Origin of the sequence: Microbacterium sp. SA156 (assembly GCF_049065455.1) — a bacterium.
Lineage (GTDB): Bacteria > Actinomycetota > Actinomycetes > Actinomycetales > Microbacteriaceae > Microbacterium > Microbacterium barkeri.
On record NZ_JBAKGU010000003.1, the window covers coordinates 230,675 to 251,059 of the forward strand.

The window sequence follows — 20,385 nt, forward strand, 5'->3', positions numbered from 1 at the left end:
GCTCAGCGCGCCTCGAGCTGCGCGATGAACTCGTCGGCCATCGCGAGCTGCTCGGCGAGCTTGCGCCGCCGGGCGGCCGCATCCTCGCGGAATCGCTCGAGCGCCGCGTCGCTCTCCGGGGTCGAGTCCCCGCCCTGCCGTGCGTCGATGACTGCGAGCAGCTCGGCCATCTCCTCGAGCGTGTAGCCGAGGGGCTTCATCCGGCGGATGAGCATGAGCCGGCTCAGGTCGTCGGCGTCGTACTGCCGGAAGCCGCCCTCGCTGCGACCGGACGGCTTGACGAGGCCGACCTCGTCGTAGTGCCGGATCGTGCGGAGGGACAGGCCGGTCCGCTCGGCGAGCTCGCCGATGTGCATCATGCCCGACTCGGCCATCCGACTCCCCTCGCCGCGACTCTACCCTCACGTTAGGGTAGAGTTCCTGTGGTCCGGCGTCCCGGACCATCCGCCATTCTCTCCCGTCGACCTGTGTCGGCGATCCGCGCAAGGGCGCGCGCTCGAACCGTCCCGACCATCCCGAGCCCCCGCGCAAGGAGCCCCATGACCGCCGTCACGCCCGCAGCCGATCCCGCCTCCCGCTACCGGATCGAGCCGACCGTCCTCCAGGCGCTGCGGAGCCCCCGCCTCCTCACGCGCGAGGTGCTCGCCGGTCTCGTCGTCGCGATCGCGCTCATCCCCGAGGCGATCGCGTTCTCGATCATCGCTGGCGTCGATCCGCGTCTCGGCCTCTTCTCCTCGTTCGTCATGGCGGTGACCATCGCGTTCCTCGGCGGACGGCCGGCGATGATCAGCGCCGCGACGGGAGCCGTCGCGCTCGTCATCGCCCCGGTCGCGCGCGACTACGGGATGGACTACTTCATCGCGACGGTGATCCTCGCGGGCGTGTTCCAGGTCGTCTTCGCCCTGCTCGGCGTCGCGAAGCTCATGCGGTTCATCCCCCGCTCGGTCATGGTCGGCTTCGTCAACGCGCTCGCGATCCTCATCTTCGCGGCGCAGTTCCCGCAGCTGATCGGCGTCCCGTGGCTCGTGTACCCGCTCGTCGCAGCGGGGCTCCTCATCATGTACCTCATGCCCCGCCTCACGAAGGCGGTGCCCGCGCCGCTCATCGCGATCGTCCTGCTCACCGCGGCGGCGGTCGTCTTCGGGCTGAGCGTGCCCACCGTCGGCGACCAGGGCGAGCTGCCCGAGAGCCTGCCCGAGCTGTTCATCCCGAACGTGCCGCTCACGGGCGAGACCTTCGCGATCATCGCGCCCTTCTCGGCGGCGATGGCGGTGGTCGGCATCCTCGAGTCGCTCATGACGGCGAAGCTCGTCGACGACATCACCGACACCCACTCGCGCAAGACCCGCGAGACGCTCGGCCAGGGTGCCGCGAACGTGCTCTCGGGGCTCTTCGGCGGGATGGGCGGCTGCGCCATGATCGGCCAGACGATGATCAACGTGAAGGCGTCGGGCGCCCGCACGCGCATCTCGACGTTCCTCGCGGGCGTCTTCCTGCTCATCCTCGTCCTCGTGTTCGGCGACGTCGTCGCGATCATCCCGATGGCCGCCCTGGTCGCGGTCATGATCGTCGTGTCGATCTCGACGTTCGACTGGCACAGCGTGCGCCCGTCGACGCTCAGGCGGATGCCGAAGAGCGAGACCGCGGTCATGGTCCTCACCGTCGTCGCGACCGTGTGGACGCACAACCTCGCGGTGGGCGTCGGCGTCGGGGTGATCGCGGCGATGATCCTCTTCGCGCGGCGCGTCGCGCACTTCACGAGCGTCACGCGCGAGCTCGGGGCGGATGGCGATGGCCCGGTCGCGCGGTACGCGGTCGACGGCGAGCTGTTCTTCGCGTCGTCGAACGACCTCACCACCCAGTTCGCGTACACGCAGGACCCCGAGCGGGTCGTCATCGACATGTCGCGCTCGCACATCTGGGACGCCTCGACGGTCGCGGCGCTCGACGCCATCGTCACGAAGTACGCGCAGCACGGGAAGAGCGTCGTCATCGAGGGGATGAACGACGCGACGACCGACTTCCACGGTCGCCTCTCGGGAGGACTCGGCGCCGGGCACTGAGCGGGCGCGCCGGTCCCTGATTGCACAGAGTCCGCGCGGGGTCAACCCGCGCGCGGAAAGCGGCCCTGCCGTGTTCCATCGATGGTGGAGCAGAAAGGCAGGGACATGACGCGAACGCACACCGCCCCGAACCGCGACGACGACGCGCGCACCTCGGCCCCCGAGCATCCGCGCGAGCCCGACTCGCCCACGGACATCCGCCGTCCGTCCTGGGCGTTCGTGCTGCGGAAGTCGATCCGCGAGTTCTCGACGGATCAGTGCCCCGACATCGCCGCGAGCCTCACCTACTACAGCGTGCTCGCGCTGTTCCCGGGCCTCATGGCCGTGTTCTCGCTGCTCGGCCTCGTCGGCCAGGGCGACGAGGCGGCCGGCGCCGTCCTCTCGATCATCGGCTCGTTCGCCCCGCAGGACACGGTCGACACCGTCCGTGGGCCGATCGAGGAGATCGCGAACTCCCCGGCGGCGGGCTTCGCGTTCGTCACGGGTCTCGTGCTCGCCGTCTGGTCGGCGTCCGGCTACGTCGGCGGGTTCAGCCGCGCGATGAACCGCATCTACGACGTCGAGGAGGGGCGCCCGTTCTGGAAGCTCAAGCCGCTCCAGCTGCTCATCACGGTGATCGCGGTCGCCTCGCTCGCGGTCGCCGCGGTGCTGCTCGTCGTGTCGGGACCGGTGGCGAAGGCGATCGGCGACGTGATCGGCCTGGGCGACGCGGCCCTGCTGGCCTGGAGCATCGGCAAATGGCCAGTGCTCGCCTTCATCGTCGTGTTCCTCATCGCGCTGCTCTACTACACGGGGCCCAACGTCCAGCAGCCGCGGTTCCGCTGGATCAGCATGGGCGCCGTCCTCGCGATCGTCATCCTCGTGATCGCGTCGCTCGGGTTCGCGTTCTACGTCGCGAACTTCTCGAACTACGAGCGGACGTACGGATCGCTCGCGGGCGTGATCGTCTTCCTCCTGTGGCTGTGGATCGCCAACATGGCGCTGCTCGTCGGCGCCGAGTTCGACGCCGAGCTCGAGCGCGGTCGCCAGCTGCAGGCCGGCCTCCCGGCGGAGGAGCGCATCCAGCTTCCGCTGCGCGACGGCACGCGCATCGACAAGGAGGCCGAGCGCCACCGCAAGGACCTCGCGAAGGCGCGCGATATCCGGCTCGAGCACAGCGACGACGAGACGCGCTGAGGCGGATGGCGGCGGCGGATGGCCGCCGCGGCGGATGACTACGGCGCGCGGCCGTCGGCGGGCTCGCCTCCCTGCTCGAGGCTCACGCGCGACGTGCGCTCGCCGCGCTGGAGGATGTCGCGCAGCAGGGCGAGCACCTCGTCGGGCAGCTCGCGCTCGCCGACGGTGATGTCGATGCGCTGCGAGATCTCGATCCGCCACGTGTAGGCGTCGGGGACGGCGCGTTCGGGCTCGTCGCTCGCGGCGACGGTCTCGACGAGCGACTCGAGGCGCTCCCGCTCCGGCTCGGGGAGCTCCGACTCGGGGACCTCGGCCACGTGCACCCGCCCGAGGATCCCGCCTGACCGCTCGACGCGCACGGTCTCGTCCTCAGCGGCCGCGGGCGCCTCGGCGGATGCCGCGCTCGCCGTCACGCCGACCTGCTGCCAGGCGTCCCTGACCGCGCGGTGCTCGGCCGAGCCGCTGCCGAATCGCTCCTCCGCCGCGGCGATCGTCGCCGCCGCGAACGTCGCGAAGTCAGCGTCGGCCGCGACCAGGCGCCGCTCGAGCACATCCAGCCAGACCCGGCCCGCGCCATCCCACGCGTGACCGCCGATCGCGGTCGCCGCGAGGTGGAAGGCGCGGTTCGGGATGCCCGAGTTGATGTGCACGCCGCCGTTGTCGCTCGTCGTCTCGACATAGTCGTCCATGTGCGCGGGCTGGGGGTCGCGGCCGAGGACGTCGTCGTCGTACGCGGTGCCCGGTGCCTTCATCGAGCGCAGCGCGACGCCCTGCACCTGGTCCGTGAAGACGCCCGCTCCGATGAGCCAGTCGGCCTGCTCGGCGGTCTGGCCGAGCTGGTGCTGCTTCACGAGGCTGCCGATGACATCGGCCATCGACTCGTTGAGCGCCCCGGGCTGCCCCTGGTAGACGAGGTCGACCGTCGACTGGATGAGCCCGTGCCCGAGCTCGTGCCCCACGATGTCGATCGCCGACGTGAACGAGCGGAAGACCTCGCCGTCCCCGTCGCCGAAGACCATCCGCTCGCCGTCCCAGAAGGCGTTGTCGTATCGGTCGCCGTAGTGCACGGTGGCCAGAAGCGGGCGGCCCGCACCATCGAGCGAGTCGCGCCCGAAGGCATCGAAGAGCATCGTCCAGGTCGCGCCGAGCGCGTCGTACGCCTCGTCGACCGCCGCATCGCCCGTGGCGGGATCGCCCTCGCGGCGGACGGTGCTGCCGGGCAGCGCGGTCGTGTTCTGCGCGTCGGAGATCGTCCGCTGCGGCCCGGGCGCGGTCATCGCCGCGCGCGGCCATGTCGTGGGCGCCGCCAGAGACCGCTTCGTGCGCAGCGCGCCGTCGACGGTGAGGGTGCGTGCCGCGCACGTCGACACCGCCTCGTCTTCGTGGCGGGTGAGGCGCTCGAGCAGATAAGGAGGAACGATCCCGTGCATGCCGCCGACGCTACGGGCACCCTCCGACATCCGCGAAGGGGTTGCGGGATGTGCCGCTAGCGTGGGAGGCGCAGGAGGACCGGATGGCGGATCAGCGGCGAGTGCCGAGCATCTACGACGTCGCGCAGCGCGCGGGCGTCTCGCACCAGACCGTCTCGCGCGTGCTGAACGACTTCGAGGGCATCCGGCCGGCCACGCGCGAGAAGGTGCTCGACGCCATCCGCGAGCTCGGCTACCGGCGCAGCGTCGCCGCACGCACCCTCGCGACGAGCCGCACGGGGTCGATCGGCGTGCTCACGCCGGCGACGGCTGGATTCGGGCCGGTCAGCACCCTGCTCGCGGTCGAACACGCGGTGCGCGACGCCGGGTACCGGCCGCTCGTGACGAGCGTCGTGCCCGAGCCCGACGCCGTGCGGGCGGGCGTCGAGTTCCTCCTCGATCACTCGGTCGAGGCGCTCGTGGCGATCACGCCCTACCGGGTGATGCTGGCCGAGCTCGAGGGCGTCGACCTGCCCGTCCTCACCCTGCAGGCGGGCGGCGAGGGCCCCGACGCCGTGGCCGTCGACCAGCTGGCCGGCGTCGGCGCGCTCGTCGACCACCTCCGCGGCCTGGGGCACACGGCCATCCAGCATGTCGCCGGTCCGGCGGGATACATCGAGGCCGATCTGCGTCGCGCCGCGTTCGAGCGCACGGCGCGCGAGCGCGGACTCGCGCCGCTCCCGACGCTCGAGGGCGACTGGACGGCCGATGCGGGCTACGCGCTCGCCGCGTCGATCGCGCCGGAGACGACCGCGATCGTCGCGGGCAACGACCAGATGGCGCTCGGGATCATCCACGGCCTGTCCGACCGCGGGCTGCGTGTGCCCGACGACGTGAGCGTGACGGGGTTCGACGACATCCCCGAGGCCGCGCACTGCCTGCCGCCGCTCACCACGGCGCACCAGGACTTCGCCGAGATCGGGAGGCTCGCCGTCGCGCGCCTCGTCGCGCGTCTCGACGGGCGTCTCGACGGGGGAGAGGCGACCGCCCCGGCCGCGGTCGCGCCGCGCCTCATCGTGCGCGGGTCGACCGCCTCTCCGCGCCGGGGCTGACGGCCCGCGGAGCCGGCCCCGGTCATCCGGCGATTGCGGATGGCCCTCGTGCGCGGTAATCTGAACCGCACACATCAATGTGAGCGCTCACATCCGCGGTCATGGACGCGTCGAGGAGGACAGATGTCGGATGCAATCGCGCAGGCGTCGCTCGGGATCGAACTGGGGTCGACCCGCATCAAGGCGTGCCTCGTCGCACCGGACGGAACGACGCTCGCGACGGGCGGCTTCACGTGGGAGAACCAGCTCGTCGACGGGCTGTGGACGTACTCGCTCGACGACGTCCGCGCGGGCGTGCGCGCCGCGTACCGCGAGCTCGCGGAGAACGTCGAGCGCGACCACGGTGCGAAGCCCACGACCTTCGCCGCGATCGGCGTCTCCGCGATGATGCACGGCTACCTCGCGTTCGACGCGGAGGGGGAGCTGCTCGTGCCGTTCCGCACGTGGCGCAACACGAACACGGGGCCCGCGGCGGCCGAGCTCAGCGAGGCCTTCGCCTTCGCGATCCCGCTGCGCTGGTCGGTCGCGCACCTCCACCAGGCCGTCCTCGACCGCGAGGAGCACGTGCCCCGCGTGCACGCGATCACGACCCTCGCGGGCTACGTGCACGAGCTGCTCACGGGGCGCCGCGTGCTCGGCGTGGGCGACGCGTCGGGGATGTTCCCGATAGACACCGCGACCGGCACGTACGACGCGACGATGCTGAGCACCTTCGACCGCCTCGCCGCCGAGCACGGCGCGGAGGGGCTGCGGATCGCCCACGCGCTGCCCGAGGTGCTGAGCGCGGGCGAGGACGCCGGCACCCTCACGGCCGACGGCGCCGCTCTCCTCGACGAGTCGGGGGCGCTGCAGCCGGGCATCCCGCTCTGCCCGCCCGAGGGCGACGCGGGTACGGGCATGGTCGCCACCGGCGCCGTCGCGCCGCGCACGGGCAACGTCAGCGCCGGCACGAGCATCTTCGCGATGGTCGTGCTCGAGGAGGGCCCGCGCACGCCGCACGAGGAGATCGACATCGTCACGACCCCCGCGGGCGACGCGGTCGCGATGGTCCACTGCAACAACGGCGCGAGCGAGCTCAACGCCTGGGCGGATGTCCTCGGCGAGTTCGCGACGGCGCTCGGCCATCCGTCGGCGCCCGATGCGGTCTTCGAGGCGTTCCTCGGCACGGCGCTCGAGGCCGAGGCCGACAGCGGGATGCTCGTCTACAACTTCCTCTCGGGCGAGCCCATCGCGGGTCTGACCGAGGGACGGCCGATGTTCGTGCGCACGCCCGACGCGCGACTGACCCTCGCGGGCTTCGCGCGCGCGCAGCTGCAGGGCGCGTTCGCCACCCTGAGCCTCGGCATGCGGACGCTCACCGACGAGGGCGTCGCGATCGAGGAGATGCGCGCGCACGGCGGCATGTTCCGCACGCGCGGCGTCGCGCAGCGCATCCTCGCGGCCGCCATCGGCGCCCCCGTCTCGGTCGCCGAGACCGCGAGCGAGGGCGGGGCCTGGGGGATCGCGGTCCTCGGCCAGTACCGCCGCGCGGTCATCGACGGCTCGGCTTCGGGCCGCGACCTCTCGACCTGGCTCGACGAGGAGCTCTTCGCGAGCGCGTCGGCCGACACCATCGTCCCGGAGGCGGCCGACGTCGCCGCCTTCGACACCTACCTGCAGCGCTGGCGCGCGGGGCTCGCGGCCGAGGCGGCCGCCGTCTCCGCCGTGTCCGCGTCGCCTGCCGACTCCTGAGAGCGAGGAACGACATGACCGACTTCAGCCCCGAGGTCCAGGCCTCGATCGACCGCGTCCGCGCCGACGTCGCGAAGCTCCACGGCGAGCTCACGCGCTACGGTCTCGTCGTGTGGACCGGCGGCAACGTCTCGGGCCGCGTGCCCGGCGCCGACCTGTTCGTCATCAAGCCGTCGGGTGTGAGCTACGACGAGCTCGCGCCCGAGAACATGATCCTGTGCGACCTCGACGGCGACGTCATCGAGGGCACCCCCGGCTCGGAGCGCAGCCCCTCGAGCGACACCGCCGCGCACGCATACGTGTATCGGAATATGCCCGAGGTCGGCGGCGTTGTGCACACGCACTCGACCTACGCCGTCGCGTGGGCCGCCCGCGCCGAGCCCATCCCCTGCGTGATCACGGGCATGGCCGACGAGTTCGGCGGAGAGATCCCGATCGGGCCGTTCGCGGTCATCGGCGACGACTCGATCGGCCGCGGCATCGTCGAGACGCTGCGGGGGCACCGCTCGCGCGCCGTCCTCATGCAGAACCACGGCCCCTTCACGATCGGCAAGGACGCGAAGGACGCCGTCAAGGCGGCGGTCATGGTCGAGGATGCCGCGCGCAGCATCCACATCGCCCGCCAGCTGGGCGAGCCGGTGCCGATCCCGCAGGAGAAGATCGACCACCTCTACAACCGCTATCAGAACGTGTACGGCCAGACGCCGCAGGGAGGCATGAACCGATGAGCCGCAGCATCATCCCGGATCTCGCACAGCACGAGGTCTGGTTCCTCACGGGGAGCCAGCACCTCTACGGCGAGGAGACGCTCCGCCAGGTGGCCGAGCAGTCGCAGCAGGTCGCTCAGGGCCTCGTGGATTCGCCGGATGTCCCGGTCCGAGTGGTCTGGAAGCCCGTCCTCACGGGATCGGACGAGATCCGCCGCATCGTGCTCGAGGCCAACGCCGACGACAACGTCATCGGCCTCATCGCGTGGATGCATACGTTCAGCCCCGCGAAGATGTGGATCTCGGGCCTGAACGCGCTCCAGAAGCCGCTCCTCCACCTGCACACGCAGGTGAACGTCGACCTGCCGTACGCCGACATCGACTTCGACTTCATGAACCTCAACCAGGCCGCGCACGGCGACCGCGAGTTCGGGTACATCGAGACGCGACTCGGCATTCCGCGGACGACCGTGGTCGGCCACGTGAGCGACCCCAAGGTCACCGCGCGCGTCGGCGTGTGGGCGCGTGCGGCTGCCGGCCGCGCGGCCGCGCAGGGCCTCAAGCTCGCGCGCTTCGGCGACAACATGCGCTTCGTCGCCGTCACCGAGGGCGACAAGACCGAGGCGGAGATCCGCCTCGGTGTGCAGGTCAACACGTGGGGCGTGAACGATCTCGTCGAGGCCGTCGACGCGGCGAGCGAGGCCGACGTCGACGCGCTCGTCGACGAGTACCTCGAGCTCTACGACGTGGTCGAGGAGCTCCGCCCCGGCGGGGAGCGCGCCGAGTCGCTGCGCTACGGCGCGAAGATCGAGCTCGGCCTGCGGTCGTTCCTCGAGGCGGGCGGCTTCAGCGCGTTCACGACGTCGTTCGAGGACCTCGGCGGTCTCCGTCAGCTCCCGGGTCTCGCCGTGCAGCGCCTCATGGCCGACGGCTACGGGTTCGGGGCCGAGGGCGACTGGAAGACCGCGGTCCTCGTGCGCCTCGCGGCCGTCATGGGCGCGGGCCTCCCCGGTGGCGCGAGCCTCATGGAGGACTACACGTACCACCTCGAGCCCGGCAACGAGCTCATCCTCGGTGCGCACATGCTCGAGGTCAGCCCGTCGCTCACGACGGCGAAGCCGCGCCTCGAGGTGCACCCGCTCGGCATCGGCGACCGCGAGGACCCCGTGCGCCTCGTCTTCACCGCCGACCCCGGCCCGGCCGTCGTCGTCGCGATGAGCGACCTGCGCGACCGCTTCCGCCTCGTCGCGAACGTCGTCGAGAACGTCGAGCTCCCCGCGCCCATGCCGAAGCTGCCGGTCGGGCACGCGCTGTGGAAGCCCGCGCCCGACTTCCACACCTCGGCGGCCGCGTGGCTCGCCGCCGGCGCCGCGCACCACACGGTGATGTCGACGCAGGTCGGCGTGGAGGTCTTCCGCGACTTCGCGAAGATGTCGGGCGTCGAGCTCGTCACGATCGACGAAGACACGACGCTCGCCGGCTTCGAGCGCGAGCTGCGCTGGAACGCCGTCTACTACCGCGTGGCCCAGGGGCTCTGACCCGCACCGCACCGCGACCATCCGGACCCCGCGCCCTGCTGTGAGGGCGCGGGGTCCTGCGCGTGGACGCGGTGGGGCGCTGGTGCGGGGGGGGTGATGGCGGTGGGGTGTTGGCGGTGGGGTGCCCGTGTCTCGCGAGGTGTGGTTATCGGGGCGCGATTCCGGCGCCGTGTGAGACATGGGCGCCTTGGTGGGGTGTGCGTGTCTCGCGGGGTGTCGTTATCCGGGCACGGTTCCGGCGCCGCGTGAGACACGGTGTCCTGGCCTCGAGAACAGGGGGCCTGCCCTCGAGAAACAAGGGCCGCCACACGCCCCCGACGGATGCAACATCACGATCTGATGAATCTCGATTTTGTCCCCCATTTGGGGGACAAATGCAGTATCGTGTTCGCAGACGTCCCTCTCGGTCGTCCAGCCCTCATCGCTATCCCCCCTAGTCGATGAGGGCTGATTCCTTTCCTGGCCATCTGCCGACCATCTTCGTCATTCGGCAGATGGCCCTATCCATTTCGGCTCGACTCCCGTAGCGTGGGCCTCGGTCGGCGCGAAATCTGCATCGGCACCCATCAAGAAGAACGGCAGTACATGAGCACGCAAGGCACCGTCAAGTGGTTCAACTCGGAGAAGGGCTTCGGCTTCATCGCTCCTGACGAGGGCGGCTCTGACGTCTTCGCGCACTACACCGCGATCAGCGCGAGCGGCTACCGCTCGCTCGAAGAGAACCAGCGCGTGGAGTTCGAAATCGCCCAGGGCCCCAAGGGCCTCCAGGCGGAGAACATCCGCCCGCTGTAACCCACAGCGTTCGAAGGGCCCGTGCGACCAGCTCGCACGGGCCCTTCCGTCTGCCCGGACGGGCCGGCGGTCACGCGCTCGCGCGGTCGTGGTCCGCGAGCGCCTTCGCGTCCTCGGCATGGCAGATGGCGCGGCGCGCGTCGTCGAGAGCCTCCACCGGGTCGACGGTCTGCCGCGCCTGGGCGAGTTCCGCGCGGGCGGCGTCGAGTCGCACCCGCGCCTCGAGCGACGCCCCGTGGCCGACTGCGGTCTCCGCCCGGGCGAGCGCCGAGCGTGCGGCGGCCAGGGTGCCGGGGAGGGCGCTGCGCGCGCCGAGCAGCCGCTGCTGCGCCGTGCGGGCATCCGCGAGGGCCATGTCGAGACGGTCGCGCAGACGGGCGACGCCCTCGTTCGTCGCGACGGGCCGGCGCTCCGCCTCCGCGCGCAGCCGATCGAGCTCGTCGGCCGCCCGCTCGATCTCGCGCCCGAGGCGCTCGGCATCGGATGGCTCGAGCGCCGCGCGGATGCCCGTGGCCGAGCGGATGGCCGCGGCTGCGGCGTCGAGCTCGCCGCGCACCGCCTGCGCCGCCTGCAGCACGATGCGGTGGCGCTCTTCGAGCGCGCGCGACCGCTGCTCGGCCGTGCGGAGTCGGCGCTCAGCCGCCGCGAGGTCGTCCAGGGCCGATCGGGACGGGTCCTGCGCGGCTCGCTCCGCCTCGTCGAGGAGGCGACGAGCATCCTCGAGCGCCGCTCGGGCGTCGTCCGCCGCGCCCGCGGCGTCGTCCCACTCCGACCGATCCGCGCGTGCCGCGAGGTCGTCGAGGAGCGCCGTGGGGTCGCCCATCCGCTCGGTGACGCCCGCGAGGCGCTCGCGTGCGGACGCCACCTGCTCGGCCGCTGTGACGTGCGAGGCGATCCAGGCGCTGTGCTCGCCGCGTGCGGCCTCGACGGCCTGCAGCGCCCTGTCGAGGCGCGCCGTGAGGGCGCGCGCGGCTCGGCGGACGCGTGCGGGAAGCTCGGTCGACTCGCGCAGCGCGCGGTACTCGCCGAACGCGTCGTCGCGCGTGTGCTGCGCGGTCATGCGCGACCGGCGCAGCGTGGGCGGCGGGTCGCCGCCGTACAGGGCTCCCGAGAGCTGCAGCTCGAGCTCGAGCTCATCCACCGCGTCGTCGAGCGCGACGAGCTTCGTGCCGACGCCGTCCAGGGCGGTCGTGGCCCGCGCACGCGCCCGGCGACCCCGACGGGCGCGCTTGACGATCCACACCGTCAGCACGACGACGAGCGCGGCTCCCGCGAAGACCGCGAGTGCGGGCAGGACCCACGCCAGGACGGTCTCGAGCTCGATGTCGAAGTCGTCGAACACGGCGGCGGGCTAGGCGGCGTCGGACTGCTCGGACTGCTCGGACAGCAGAAGCGGCCGCAGCTGGTCGATGTCGTCGACGACCGCGATCGCGCCCTCCTCCTCGCCCGGGGTGCCGAAGCCCCATCGGACGAAGATGACGGGAACGCCGTGCTCCGTGGCGCCGTCGACGTCGTGGTGGCGGTCGCCGATGAGCACGGGGTGCGACGTGTCGACCCCCGCCTCCTTCAGCCGCTCGAGCGCCTTCGCGAGCACGGTGGCCTTCGTGTCGAGTGAGTCGGCATCGGAGGACGCGCCCGTGATCGAGGTGAAGCAGCCGGCGAGTCCGTAGTGCTCGAGGATCGCGATCACCTGGTTCTCGGGCTTCGTGCTCGCGGTCGCCTGCGGAACGCCCGCCGCGTTCACGGCGTGGATGAGGTCGGCGACGCCGGGGTACAGCGCGACCGACTCGGCGTAGCCCTCGCGCGCGGCGAGCTCGCGGTAGCGCGCGACGGCGTCGACGGCCTCCTCGGGGCTCAGCATGCCGCGCACCTGGAACGACTCGAGCATGGGCGGGCCGATCCACGCCGACAGCTCGTCGGGGCCGGGCGGGGTCCGACCGAGGTCGGTGAGGACCTGCGTGATGCGGGGGAGGATCCCGGCGGATGCGTCGGCGACGGTCCCGTCGACGTCCCAGAGGATGCAGGACCAGGGGGAGATCTCGGACGCCATGCTCCCCACCCTATCCGCGGCGCGTCGCCGCACCGACGCACGCGTCAGACCGGCGCGGGTCGCACGAGGGGCGCCGCAGACGGCGCGAAGGCCGAGCTGAGCACCTGGCACCCCGCTCCGATGGCGGTCGCATCGGAGCCGAGGGACGAGGTCGACACGCGGAGCGCATGCGGCAGGACGTATGCGCGGGAGCGGGCGATGAGGCGCCCGACCTCCGGGAGGACGACCGGCGCGAGGTGGTTCCAGAACGCTCCGCTGAAGACGATGTCGCTGAGGTCGAGGAGGTTCGCGACCGCGACGACCGCCGTGGCGATGTCGCCGGCGATCTGCTCGAGGAGGCGCGCCGCCCGCTCGTCGGAGGCGCCGGCGGCGCAGACGTCGGCGTAGGCGGCGGCGATCGCGCCGTGATCGGCGGGATCCACGTGCGGGATGATCCCTTCCCGCACGGCGTCGCGCACGAGGCGGGCCGGTGCGATGTTCTCTCCGAGGCAGCCGCGGTTCCCGCATGCGCAGACGACGCCTTCGTGAGACACCCGGAGGTGGCCGATGTCTCCCAGATTCGACGTGGCACCGCGCCGGACGCTGTGGTCCAGTGCGACGCCGAGACCCACGCCTGTGCCGACGTAGAAGACGGCGAAGTCGTCTCGCACGCTGTCGTGGCCGGACCAGAGCTCGCCGATGGTCGCGGCGGTCACATCCTTCTCGAGCGCGACGGGAAGGCCGAGCGCGTCACCGAGGGCGTCCCTCAGGGGGACGCCGTTCCACCCGGGGAGCAGCGGCGGGTTGTCGACGGTTCCCCGTTCGAGGTCGAGCGGGCCGGGCGCGGCGATCCCGATGCCGAGCAGCCGGGCGCGGTCGATACCCGCCTCGCCCAGGAGCCGCTCGACCGAGAGCCGCATGCTCTCGATGACGTCGGCGGGCGAGAGCACGGGCGGCGTCGGGGTCGCCGCTCGCGCGATCACCGAACCGGCGAGATCCACGACGGTGTACGTGATGAACGACGGATCGAGGTGGATGCCGACCGCGGTGCGCGCCCCGGGGACGAGATGAAGCGAGGTGCGCGGCTTCCCCGGGCCGGTCGCGAGCCGCTCGCCCTCGCGGATGAGCCCATCGGCGAGGAGGCGCCGGGCGACGTTCGTCACCGTCTGCGACGACAGACCGGTCTGGGCCGCGATCTCGACGCGGCTCACCCCCGTCGGCGCCACGCGGATGACGTCGAGCACGACGGATTGATTGAACTCGCCGATCGACGGCAGGTTCGCGCCGCGTCGCATCATGGGCCGCACCTCCGTCTCCAGTATCGACCTCGCAGGAGCGCATCCCCGCGAGCATCTTGACTTTAGTAAACCAAGACGATTTATTAATTCTCGAAGCGGCCGCGCACCGACGCGTCGGCCGATGCGGACAAGGGAGTCTCATGATGCGCAGGACGATGACGTCGCTGGCACTGCTGGGGGCCGGTGCGCTGCTGCTCTCCGGCTGCGGAGGCGGCGAGGCAGGCGGCGATGCGGACACGATCCGCGTCGCGTACCAGAAGTTCGGGACGTTCACCCAGCTCGACGACCTCCTCCAGGACGTGAAGGCGGACTACGAGGAGGCGCACGAGGGCGTCACGGTCGAGCTCGTGCCGATCGAGGCACAGCAGAACGACTACTTCACGAAACTCGCTCTCATGAACCAGTCGCCCGCCACGGCGCCGGACGTCATGTACGAGGACACCTTCATGATCAAGTCCGACGTGGACGCCGGCTACCTGGCTCCTCTCGACGACTACGTCGCGGAGTGGGACGACTGGGACCAGTTCTTCGACAACGCGAAGCAGGCGGGGCTCGGCGACGACGGGAAGATCTACGGGATCCCCATGGGAACGGACACGCGCGCGCTCTGGTACAGCACCGAGCTGTTCGCGCAGGCCGGGCTGCCGGTCCCATGGGAGCCCAAGACCTGGCAGGACGTCCTCGATGCAGCGCAGACGATCAAGGAGTCGATCCCTGACGTCATCCCTCTCAACGTGTACGCCGGCAAGCCGCAGGGGGAGGCCGCGGCCATGCAGGGCTTCGAGATGCTCCTGTACGGTACGGACGACACGCTCTACGACACGGAGACCTCGAAGTGGGTGACCGGCTCCCAGGGGTTCGTCGACGCGCTGCAGTTCATCGCCGACGTCTACCAGGGTGAGCTCGGGCCGACGCCGCAGGAGGCGCTCGACACGAACGTGGGGACGAAGGTCGCCGCCGAATGGCTGCCGCAGGGCAAGCTGGCGATCGCGCTCGACGGCTCGTGGCTGAGCGGCACGTGGCTCGAGACCGGAACCGCTCCGTGGCCGGAGTGGAGCGAGGTGATGGGCCAGGCGCCGATGCCCACGCAGAACGGCCAGGAGCCGGGCGCGACGAGCATGTCGGGCGGATGGACGCTCGCGATGGGCGCGGGAACGGACAATCCCGATGCGGCGTGGGACTTCATCGCACTCGCGCTGAACAAGGAGAACTCGCAGACATACGACATCGCGGCGAGCCAGATCGCGGTGCGCTCCGACGTCGCCGACGACCCGGAGTACACCGCAGCGAACGAGTCGTTCGAGTTCTTCTCCTCGCTCGTGGACGTCACGCACTACCGCCCGGCGACGAGCGACTACGCGCAGATCTCGAACGAGATCACCGTGGCCATGGAGGCGGTCATGACGGGGCAGCAGACGCCCGAGGAAGCCGCGGCCGCGTACGACGCGGCGGTCGTCGACATCGTGGGCGAGGAGAACACGCAGGATGGGTGACGTCCTGTCCGAGACCGCTCTCGTCGTCGGCGCGGACCCGCGCCGACGACGGGGCGGTCCCCGCCCGCCGCGCGGGCGGCTCCGTCGCGACGCGGTGCGCGCGCTCCCGCTTCTGCCCGCCGTCGTGCTCCTCGCGGTGTTCCTGCTCGGGCCCGTGATCAGCTCGTTCTACGGGGCCTTCACGAACGCGGCTCTGAGGGGCGCCGCCGCGCGAGACGTCGAGTTCGTCGGATTCCAGAACTACATCGATCTCTTCTCCGATCCGGACTTCCCGCAGTCGGTCGTCCTCACGCTCGTCTTCCTCATCGGCTCGGCGATCATCGGCCAGAACGTTCTCGGGATGATCCTCGCGCTCGCGATGCGCTCGTCGGCCGCTATCGTGCGGGGCGTGGTGGCGACGATCGTGGTCGGCGCCTGGGTGCTCCCCGAGATCGTCGCGTCGTTCGCGGCGTACGCGTTCTTCGCGCAGGACGGGACGCTCAACGCTCTGCTCGGGCTGGTCGGCGTGGAGGGTCCGTCCTGGCTGTACGACGCGCCGATGCTCTCGGTCATCCTCGCGAACATCTGGCGCGGCACCGCGTTTTCGATGCTCGTGTACTCGGCGGCGCTCGCCGAGGTGCCGCCGGAGATCACCGAGTCGGCCGAGGTGGACGGCGCGCGCGGATGGCAGCGCTTCGCCTACATCACGGTGCCGATGATCCGACGGAGCATCTCGACCAACCTCATGCTCACCACCCTGCAGACGCTGTCCGTCTTCACGCTCATCTACGTGATGACCGGGGGCGGCCCCGGCACCTCCTCGTCGACGCTCCCCGTCCTCGCCTATCAGGAGGCGTTCAAGTTCTCCGAGCTCGGCTTCGGGACCGCGATCGCGACCATCCTGCTCGTCGTCGGAGGCATCTTCTCGATCGTGTACATCCGTGCTCTGCGACCGGAGGCAGACCGATGACGCTCGCACTGACGTCGCCGCGAGGACGCGGGCTGCGCCTCACGGCCAACCTCATCCTGGTCGTGATCGGCGTCGCCTTCCTCCTCCCGATGGGGTGGCTCCTGCTCGCCTCGTTCGACCGGTCCGCCACGCTGTCGGTCGCGATCCCTGCGGAATGGACGCTCGAGAACTTCACGGCGGTCCTCACGCCCGAGCTCGCCTTCCGACCGCTGCTGAACAGCGTCATCCTGTCGGGAGGATGCGCGATCATCACCGTGATCGTCGCCGTCCTCGCGGCTTATCCGCTCTCGAGGTACCGGCTGCGCATCAACCAGCCGTTCCTCTACGGCGTGCTCTTCGGCACCTGTCTGCCGATCACCGCGATGATGGTGCCCGTCTACATGCTGTTCGTGTGGTTCAACCTCATCGACTCCGTCCTCGGAACGGTCCTGTTCCTCGCGGCGACGTCCCTCCCGATGGCGATCTGGATGACGAAGAACTTCATGGACTCCGTGCCGATCTCACTCGAGGAGGCCGCGTGGGTCGATGGCGCATCGATGCTGACCACCCTCACGCGCGTCGTCATGCCGCTCATGCGCTCGGGCATCGGAGTCGTCTTCATCTTCGTGTTCATGCAGGCCTGGGGGAACTTCTTCGTCCCGTTCGTGCTGCTGCTGAGCCCCGACCGGCAGCCGGCCGCCGTGAGCATCTTCGCCTTCTTCGGGCAGTACGGCGCGGTCGCCTACGGGCAGCTCGCGGCGTTCTCCCTCATCTACTCACTCCCCGTCCTCGCGCTGTACGTCCTCGTCACACGGCTCTCGGGCGGATCATTCGCTCTCGCCGGCGCGGTCAAGGGCTGACCCACACTTCGGAAAGGAACCCCCATGCACGATGACTCCGCCCTGATCGCGAGCCGCATCGCCCGCACCTACCGCGATCGCATCGCCCCGGCCATCCGCGCCGAGCAGGCGCCGATCGAGGTCGAGGCGTGGGAGGCGCCGGACGAGCCGGTGCCCCTCGGCGCCGTGCCGCGCGACGGCTTCAGGCCGATCGCATCGGGCGACGCGTGGGGGCGCCCGTGGGGCACGACCTGGTTCCGCGTGCGCGCGGAGGTGCCGAGCGGATGGCGCGAGCGTGCGGAGGCGGGGACGCACGACATCGAGCTCGTCGTGGATCTCGGGTTCATCGCGGGGCAGCCCGGCTTCCAGTGCGAGGGCCTCGTCTACACGCCGGACGGGAGCGTGCTCAAGGGACTCGAGCCGCGCAACGACTGGGTCGCCGTCGATGCGGCAGCCGCGCACGTCGACGTGCTCATCGAGGCGGCCTCGAACCCCGACGTGGGGTCGGACTGGGAGTTCCGCCCGACGGCGCTCGGCGACAAGGCGACCGCGGGGAGCGACCCCCTGTACCGCTTCGGGGGCGTGCGCCTCGTGCTGCGCGATCGCGAGGTCGCGGCGCTCGAGCGCGACTGGTCGACGCTCGAGGGTCTCCTCGCGGTGCTTCCCGAGCGGTCGACGCGGCGCGCGGGCCTGCTCCGCGCCCTCGAGCGGGCCTCCGACGCCCTCGACCCGGACGACGTCCCGGGGACCGCGGCGCTCGCGAGGGAGGCGCTCTCACCCGCGCTCGCCGCGGCATCCCCCGCCTCGACGCACCGGGTCGCGGCCGTCGGCCATGCGCACATCGACTCGGCGTGGCTCTGGCCCGTGCGCGAGACCATCCGCAAGTGCGCGCGGACGTTCTCGAACGTGCTCGACCTCATGGACCGCTACCCCGACTTCGTGTTCGCGGCGTCGTCGGCGCAGCAGTACGCGTGGATGAAGGAGCACTATCCCGAGCTCTTCGCGCGCATCCGCGAGCGCGTCGCCGAGGGGAGGTGGGCGCCGGTGGGCGGCATGTGGGTCGAATCCGACACGAACATGCCGGGCGGCGAGGCGCTCGCTCGCCAGTTCGTCGCGGGCAAGGGGTTCTTCCTGCGCGAGCTGGGGGTCGAGACGACTGAGGTGTGGCTGCCGGACTCCTTCGGATACTCCGGTGCGCTGCCGCAGATCGTCGCGGCATCGGGATCGGAGAACTTCCTCACCCAGAAGATCTCGTGGAACGAGACGAACGTCATGCCGCATCACACCTTCCTGTGGGAGGGCGTCGACGGCACCCGCGTCTTCACGCACTTCCCTCCCGTCGACACGTACAACTCCGATCTCGGCGCGGTCGACCTCGCGCGCGCCGAGCGCCAGAACGCCGAGCGCGGGATCAGCGATCTGTCGCTCGTGCCGTTCGGCTACGGCGACGGCGGGGGAGGGCCCACGCGCGAGATGATCGAGACCGGCCTCCGCAAGCGCGACCTCGAGGGGTCGCCTCGCGTCGACTTCCTGCGCCCCGACGCCTTCTTCGCGCAGGCCCGCGCGGGCCATCCGTCGCCGGCGACGTGGTCGGGCGAGCTCTACCTCGAGTTCCACCGCGGCACGTACACGTCGCAGGCGCGCACGAAGGCGGGCAACCGGCGCAGCGAGCACCTCTTGCGCGAGGCCGAGCTGTGGGCGACCGTCGCGACCGTGCGGCACGGGGCGCCGTACCCGGCAGACGCGCTGCGCCGCGCATGGGAGACGGTGCTCCTGCAGCAGTTCCACGACATCCTGCCCGGCTCGTCGATCGCCTGGGTGCACCAGCAGGCCGAGGAGAACTACGCGCGCGTGGCCGACGACCTCGAGGCGCTCATCGCCGACGCGCTCGACGTGCTCGCGGGCGACGGCGACGAGGAGGTCGTGTTCAACGCGGCGCCCATCGCGCTCCACGGGGCGCCGGCGCTCGCCGCAGTGCCGACACGAGCGGATGGCGCGGGCTCATCCGTGCGCGAAGCCGACGGCGGGTGCGTGCTCGAGTCGGACGCCCTCCGGGTCGTGATCGACGCCGACGGCGAGATCGTGTCGTTCGTCGACCGCCGAGCCGGTCGCGAAGTCGTGCCGCCCGAGGGGCGCGGCAACGTGCTGCAGCTGTTCCGCGACACCCCGAACCAGTGGGACGCGTGGGACATCGACCACCACTTCAACCGCACCCCGCTCGCGCCCGCCCGCACCGCGGCCATCCGGATCGAGGGGAACGCGGTCGTCGTGGAGCGCGAGGTGGGGAGGTCCTCCGTCGTGCAGCGCCTGCGGATCGCGCCGCACGGCGCCGCGCTGGACATCGAGACGACGGTCGACTGGCACGAGCGGCAGAAGCTCCTCAAGCTCGCGTTCGACGTCGACGTGCTCGCCGACACGGCGGCGTCGGAGATCCAGTTCGGACACATCCGCCGCCCGATCCACGCCAACACGTCGTGGGACGCCGCGCGGTTCGAGACCGTGGCGCATCGATGGCTGCACGTGGACGAGCCCGGCTTCGGCGTCACCGTCGCGAACGACCGCGTCTACGGCCACGACGTGACGCGCCGTGCGCGTGCCGGTGGGGGCGGCGCGACGCGCGTGCGGGAGTCGCTGCTGCGGGCGCCGGTGTTCCCCGACCCCGAGGCCGACCAGGGCGTGCACGTCTTCCGCCATGCGGTGTCGACCGGCGGGATCCTCGACGCGGCGGCAGAGGGCTACCGGCTCAACCTGCCACCGCGCATCCGGCGCGGTCGCCCCGTCGAGCCGATCGTGAGGATCGACGGAGCGCCCTCGATCCTCGTCGAGGCGGTCAAGCTCGCGGAGGACGGGTCAGGGGACGTCGTCGTGCGCCTGTACGAGGCCCGCGGGGCGCGCGCCTCGGGCCGGCTCGTGCCGGGGTTCGCGGTCGCCGATGCGCGGCGGACGGACCTCCTCGAACGCGCGCTGGACGCCGGATCAGGCGATGCGCTGGCTCTGGAGCTGCGGCCGTTCGAGCTCGTGACGCTGCGCCTGCGCCGGGCCTAGGGGCTGATCCGTCTCGCCGGCCGCGGTTGTTCAGGTCGCAGTCGGCGTCCAAATCGGCCGGTTTGGGGCCGGAAAGTGCGACTTGGGTGGGGGAGGGGTTGTTCAGGTCGCAGTTGGCGTCGGTATCGGCCGGTTTGGGGCCGCGAAGTGCGACCTGGGCGGGGGAGGGGTTGTTCAGGTCGCAGTTGGCGTCCGTGTTGGCCGGTTTGGGGCCGGTAAGTGCGA

The 20,385-nt window shown here is 71.3% G+C and carries 16 protein-coding genes; 11 read left to right on the forward strand and 5 right to left on the reverse strand.

The genetic code is table 11. The features are described 5' to 3' along the window. Positions 1 to 2: 2 nt before the first annotated feature. The gene (locus ACOWU6_RS04635) at positions 3 to 374 is read right to left on the reverse strand and encodes a MerR family transcriptional regulator (RefSeq protein WP_271172478.1); all 372 of its coding nucleotides are present in this window, start codon (positions 372 to 374) and stop codon (positions 3 to 5) included. A gap of 165 nt (positions 375 to 539) precedes the next feature. On the opposite strand from ACOWU6_RS04635, the gene ACOWU6_RS04640 reads away from it, so the two are divergent. Continuing rightward, positions 540 to 2,063 (forward strand): SulP family inorganic anion transporter, encoded by a 1,524-nt coding sequence (locus tag ACOWU6_RS04640; RefSeq protein WP_421074876.1) that lies wholly within the window; start codon positions 540 to 542, stop codon positions 2,061 to 2,063. Between the two features lie 105 nt (positions 2,064 to 2,168). After that, positions 2,169 to 3,239 carry a YihY/virulence factor BrkB family protein gene (locus ACOWU6_RS04645; RefSeq protein ID WP_421074877.1) on the forward strand — a complete coding sequence of 357 codons (1,071 nt, stop codon included), beginning with the start codon at positions 2,169 to 2,171 and terminating at the stop codon, positions 3,237 to 3,239. 38 nt (positions 3,240 to 3,277) lie between these two features. On the opposite strand, the gene ACOWU6_RS04650 is transcribed toward ACOWU6_RS04645, so the two are convergent. Continuing rightward, entirely contained in the window at positions 3,278 to 4,669 is a 1,392-nt protein-coding gene (locus ACOWU6_RS04650) for a protealysin inhibitor emfourin (RefSeq protein WP_421074878.1), read from the reverse strand. Between the two features lie 83 nt (positions 4,670 to 4,752). Between ACOWU6_RS04650 and ACOWU6_RS04655 the strand changes: the two genes are divergently transcribed. The 5 genes from ACOWU6_RS04655 to ACOWU6_RS04675 all read left to right on the forward strand — a co-directional run bounded on the left by ACOWU6_RS04655 (position 4,753) and on the right by ACOWU6_RS04675 (position 10,528). Then, on the forward strand, positions 4,753 to 5,760 hold the full coding sequence (locus tag ACOWU6_RS04655) for a LacI family DNA-binding transcriptional regulator (RefSeq protein WP_421074879.1): 1,008 nt from the start codon (positions 4,753 to 4,755) through the stop codon (positions 5,758 to 5,760). Positions 5,761 to 5,883: 123 nt separating this feature from the next. After that, positions 5,884 to 7,491 carry a xylulokinase gene (locus ACOWU6_RS04660; RefSeq protein WP_421074880.1) on the forward strand — a complete coding sequence of 536 codons (1,608 nt, stop codon included), beginning with the start codon at positions 5,884 to 5,886 and terminating at the stop codon, positions 7,489 to 7,491. 14 nt (positions 7,492 to 7,505) lie between these two features. Beyond that, a complete protein-coding gene (locus ACOWU6_RS04665) occupies positions 7,506 to 8,219 on the forward strand; it encodes an L-ribulose-5-phosphate 4-epimerase (protein WP_282978295.1) in 714 nt (237 codons plus the stop codon). Then, the gene (gene araA, locus ACOWU6_RS04670) at positions 8,216 to 9,736 is read left to right on the forward strand and encodes an L-arabinose isomerase (RefSeq protein WP_421074881.1); all 1,521 of its coding nucleotides are present in this window, start codon (positions 8,216 to 8,218) and stop codon (positions 9,734 to 9,736) included. The genes ACOWU6_RS04665 and araA overlap by 4 nt, the downstream gene beginning before the upstream one ends. A gap of 585 nt (positions 9,737 to 10,321) precedes the next feature. After that, positions 10,322 to 10,528, forward strand: coding sequence for a cold-shock protein (locus tag ACOWU6_RS04675; RefSeq protein ID WP_271172470.1), 207 nt, complete (start codon positions 10,322 to 10,324; stop codon positions 10,526 to 10,528). Positions 10,529 to 10,598: 70 nt separating this feature from the next. Here the strand turns inward: ACOWU6_RS04675 and ACOWU6_RS04680 are convergent, their stop codons facing one another. From ACOWU6_RS04680 to ACOWU6_RS04690, 3 genes are read right to left on the reverse strand one after another with little or no spacing between them, the layout of a single operon-like run. Beyond that, a complete protein-coding gene (locus tag ACOWU6_RS04680; protein WP_421074882.1) occupies positions 10,599 to 11,870 on the reverse strand; it encodes a hypothetical protein in 1,272 nt (423 codons plus the stop codon). A 9-nt stretch (positions 11,871 to 11,879) separates the two neighbouring features. Next, entirely contained in the window at positions 11,880 to 12,578 is a 699-nt protein-coding gene (locus ACOWU6_RS04685; RefSeq protein WP_282978292.1) for an HAD hydrolase-like protein, read from the reverse strand. Positions 12,579 to 12,622: 44 nt separating this feature from the next. Beyond that, positions 12,623 to 13,855 carry an ROK family protein gene (locus ACOWU6_RS04690; protein ID WP_421074883.1) on the reverse strand — a complete coding sequence of 411 codons (1,233 nt, stop codon included), beginning with the start codon at positions 13,853 to 13,855 and terminating at the stop codon, positions 12,623 to 12,625. A gap of 143 nt (positions 13,856 to 13,998) precedes the next feature. Here ACOWU6_RS04690 and ACOWU6_RS04695 point away from each other — a divergent pair, with 143 nt between their 5' ends. From ACOWU6_RS04695 to ACOWU6_RS04710, 4 genes are read left to right on the forward strand one after another with little or no spacing between them, the layout of a single operon-like run. Next, positions 13,999 to 15,348, forward strand: a complete 1,350-nt coding sequence (locus ACOWU6_RS04695; protein WP_421074895.1) for an extracellular solute-binding protein — start codon at positions 13,999 to 14,001, stop codon at positions 15,346 to 15,348. Next, positions 15,341 to 16,297 carry a carbohydrate ABC transporter permease gene (locus ACOWU6_RS04700; RefSeq protein WP_421074884.1) on the forward strand — a complete coding sequence of 319 codons (957 nt, stop codon included), beginning with the start codon at positions 15,341 to 15,343 and terminating at the stop codon, positions 16,295 to 16,297. Before ACOWU6_RS04695 ends, ACOWU6_RS04700 begins: the two co-directional genes overlap by 8 nt. Further along, positions 16,294 to 17,136 carry a carbohydrate ABC transporter permease gene (locus tag ACOWU6_RS04705; RefSeq protein WP_324013397.1) on the forward strand — a complete coding sequence of 281 codons (843 nt, stop codon included), beginning with the start codon at positions 16,294 to 16,296 and terminating at the stop codon, positions 17,134 to 17,136. The genes ACOWU6_RS04700 and ACOWU6_RS04705 overlap by 4 nt, the downstream gene beginning before the upstream one ends. Before the next feature lie 24 nt (positions 17,137 to 17,160). After that, positions 17,161 to 20,160: an alpha-mannosidase gene (locus ACOWU6_RS04710; RefSeq protein ID WP_421074885.1), complete on the forward strand. Its 3,000-nt coding sequence runs from the start codon at positions 17,161 to 17,163 to the stop codon at positions 20,158 to 20,160. Positions 20,161 to 20,385 lie beyond the last annotated feature (225 nt).

Excerpts from the sequence above, each read along its gene's own strand:
- ACOWU6_RS04635 (WP_271172478.1), bottom strand. The coding sequence starts at position 374 with ATGGCCGAGTCGGGCATGATGCACATCGGCGAGCTCGCCGAGCGGACC.
- ACOWU6_RS04640 (WP_421074876.1), top strand. The coding sequence starts at position 540 with ATGACCGCCGTCACGCCCGCAGCCGATCCCGCCTCCCGCTACCGGATC.
- ACOWU6_RS04645 (WP_421074877.1), top strand. The coding sequence starts at position 2,169 with ATGACGCGAACGCACACCGCCCCGAACCGCGACGACGACGCGCGCACC.
- ACOWU6_RS04650 (WP_421074878.1), bottom strand. The coding sequence starts at position 4,669 with ATGCACGGGATCGTTCCTCCTTATCTGCTCGAGCGCCTCACCCGCCAC.
- ACOWU6_RS04655 (WP_421074879.1), top strand. The coding sequence starts at position 4,753 with ATGGCGGATCAGCGGCGAGTGCCGAGCATCTACGACGTCGCGCAGCGC.
- ACOWU6_RS04660 (WP_421074880.1), top strand. The coding sequence starts at position 5,884 with ATGTCGGATGCAATCGCGCAGGCGTCGCTCGGGATCGAACTGGGGTCG.
- ACOWU6_RS04665 (WP_282978295.1), top strand. The coding sequence starts at position 7,506 with ATGACCGACTTCAGCCCCGAGGTCCAGGCCTCGATCGACCGCGTCCGC.
- araA (WP_421074881.1), top strand. The coding sequence starts at position 8,216 with ATGAGCCGCAGCATCATCCCGGATCTCGCACAGCACGAGGTCTGGTTC.
- ACOWU6_RS04675 (WP_271172470.1), top strand. The coding sequence starts at position 10,322 with ATGAGCACGCAAGGCACCGTCAAGTGGTTCAACTCGGAGAAGGGCTTC.
- ACOWU6_RS04685 (WP_282978292.1), bottom strand. The coding sequence starts at position 12,578 with ATGGCGTCCGAGATCTCCCCCTGGTCCTGCATCCTCTGGGACGTCGAC.
- ACOWU6_RS04690 (WP_421074883.1), bottom strand. The coding sequence starts at position 13,855 with ATGATGCGACGCGGCGCGAACCTGCCGTCGATCGGCGAGTTCAATCAA.
- ACOWU6_RS04695 (WP_421074895.1), top strand. The coding sequence starts at position 13,999 with ATGCGCAGGACGATGACGTCGCTGGCACTGCTGGGGGCCGGTGCGCTG.
- ACOWU6_RS04700 (WP_421074884.1), top strand. The coding sequence starts at position 15,341 with ATGGGTGACGTCCTGTCCGAGACCGCTCTCGTCGTCGGCGCGGACCCG.
- ACOWU6_RS04705 (WP_324013397.1), top strand. The coding sequence starts at position 16,294 with ATGACGCTCGCACTGACGTCGCCGCGAGGACGCGGGCTGCGCCTCACG.
- ACOWU6_RS04710 (WP_421074885.1), top strand. The coding sequence starts at position 17,161 with ATGCACGATGACTCCGCCCTGATCGCGAGCCGCATCGCCCGCACCTAC.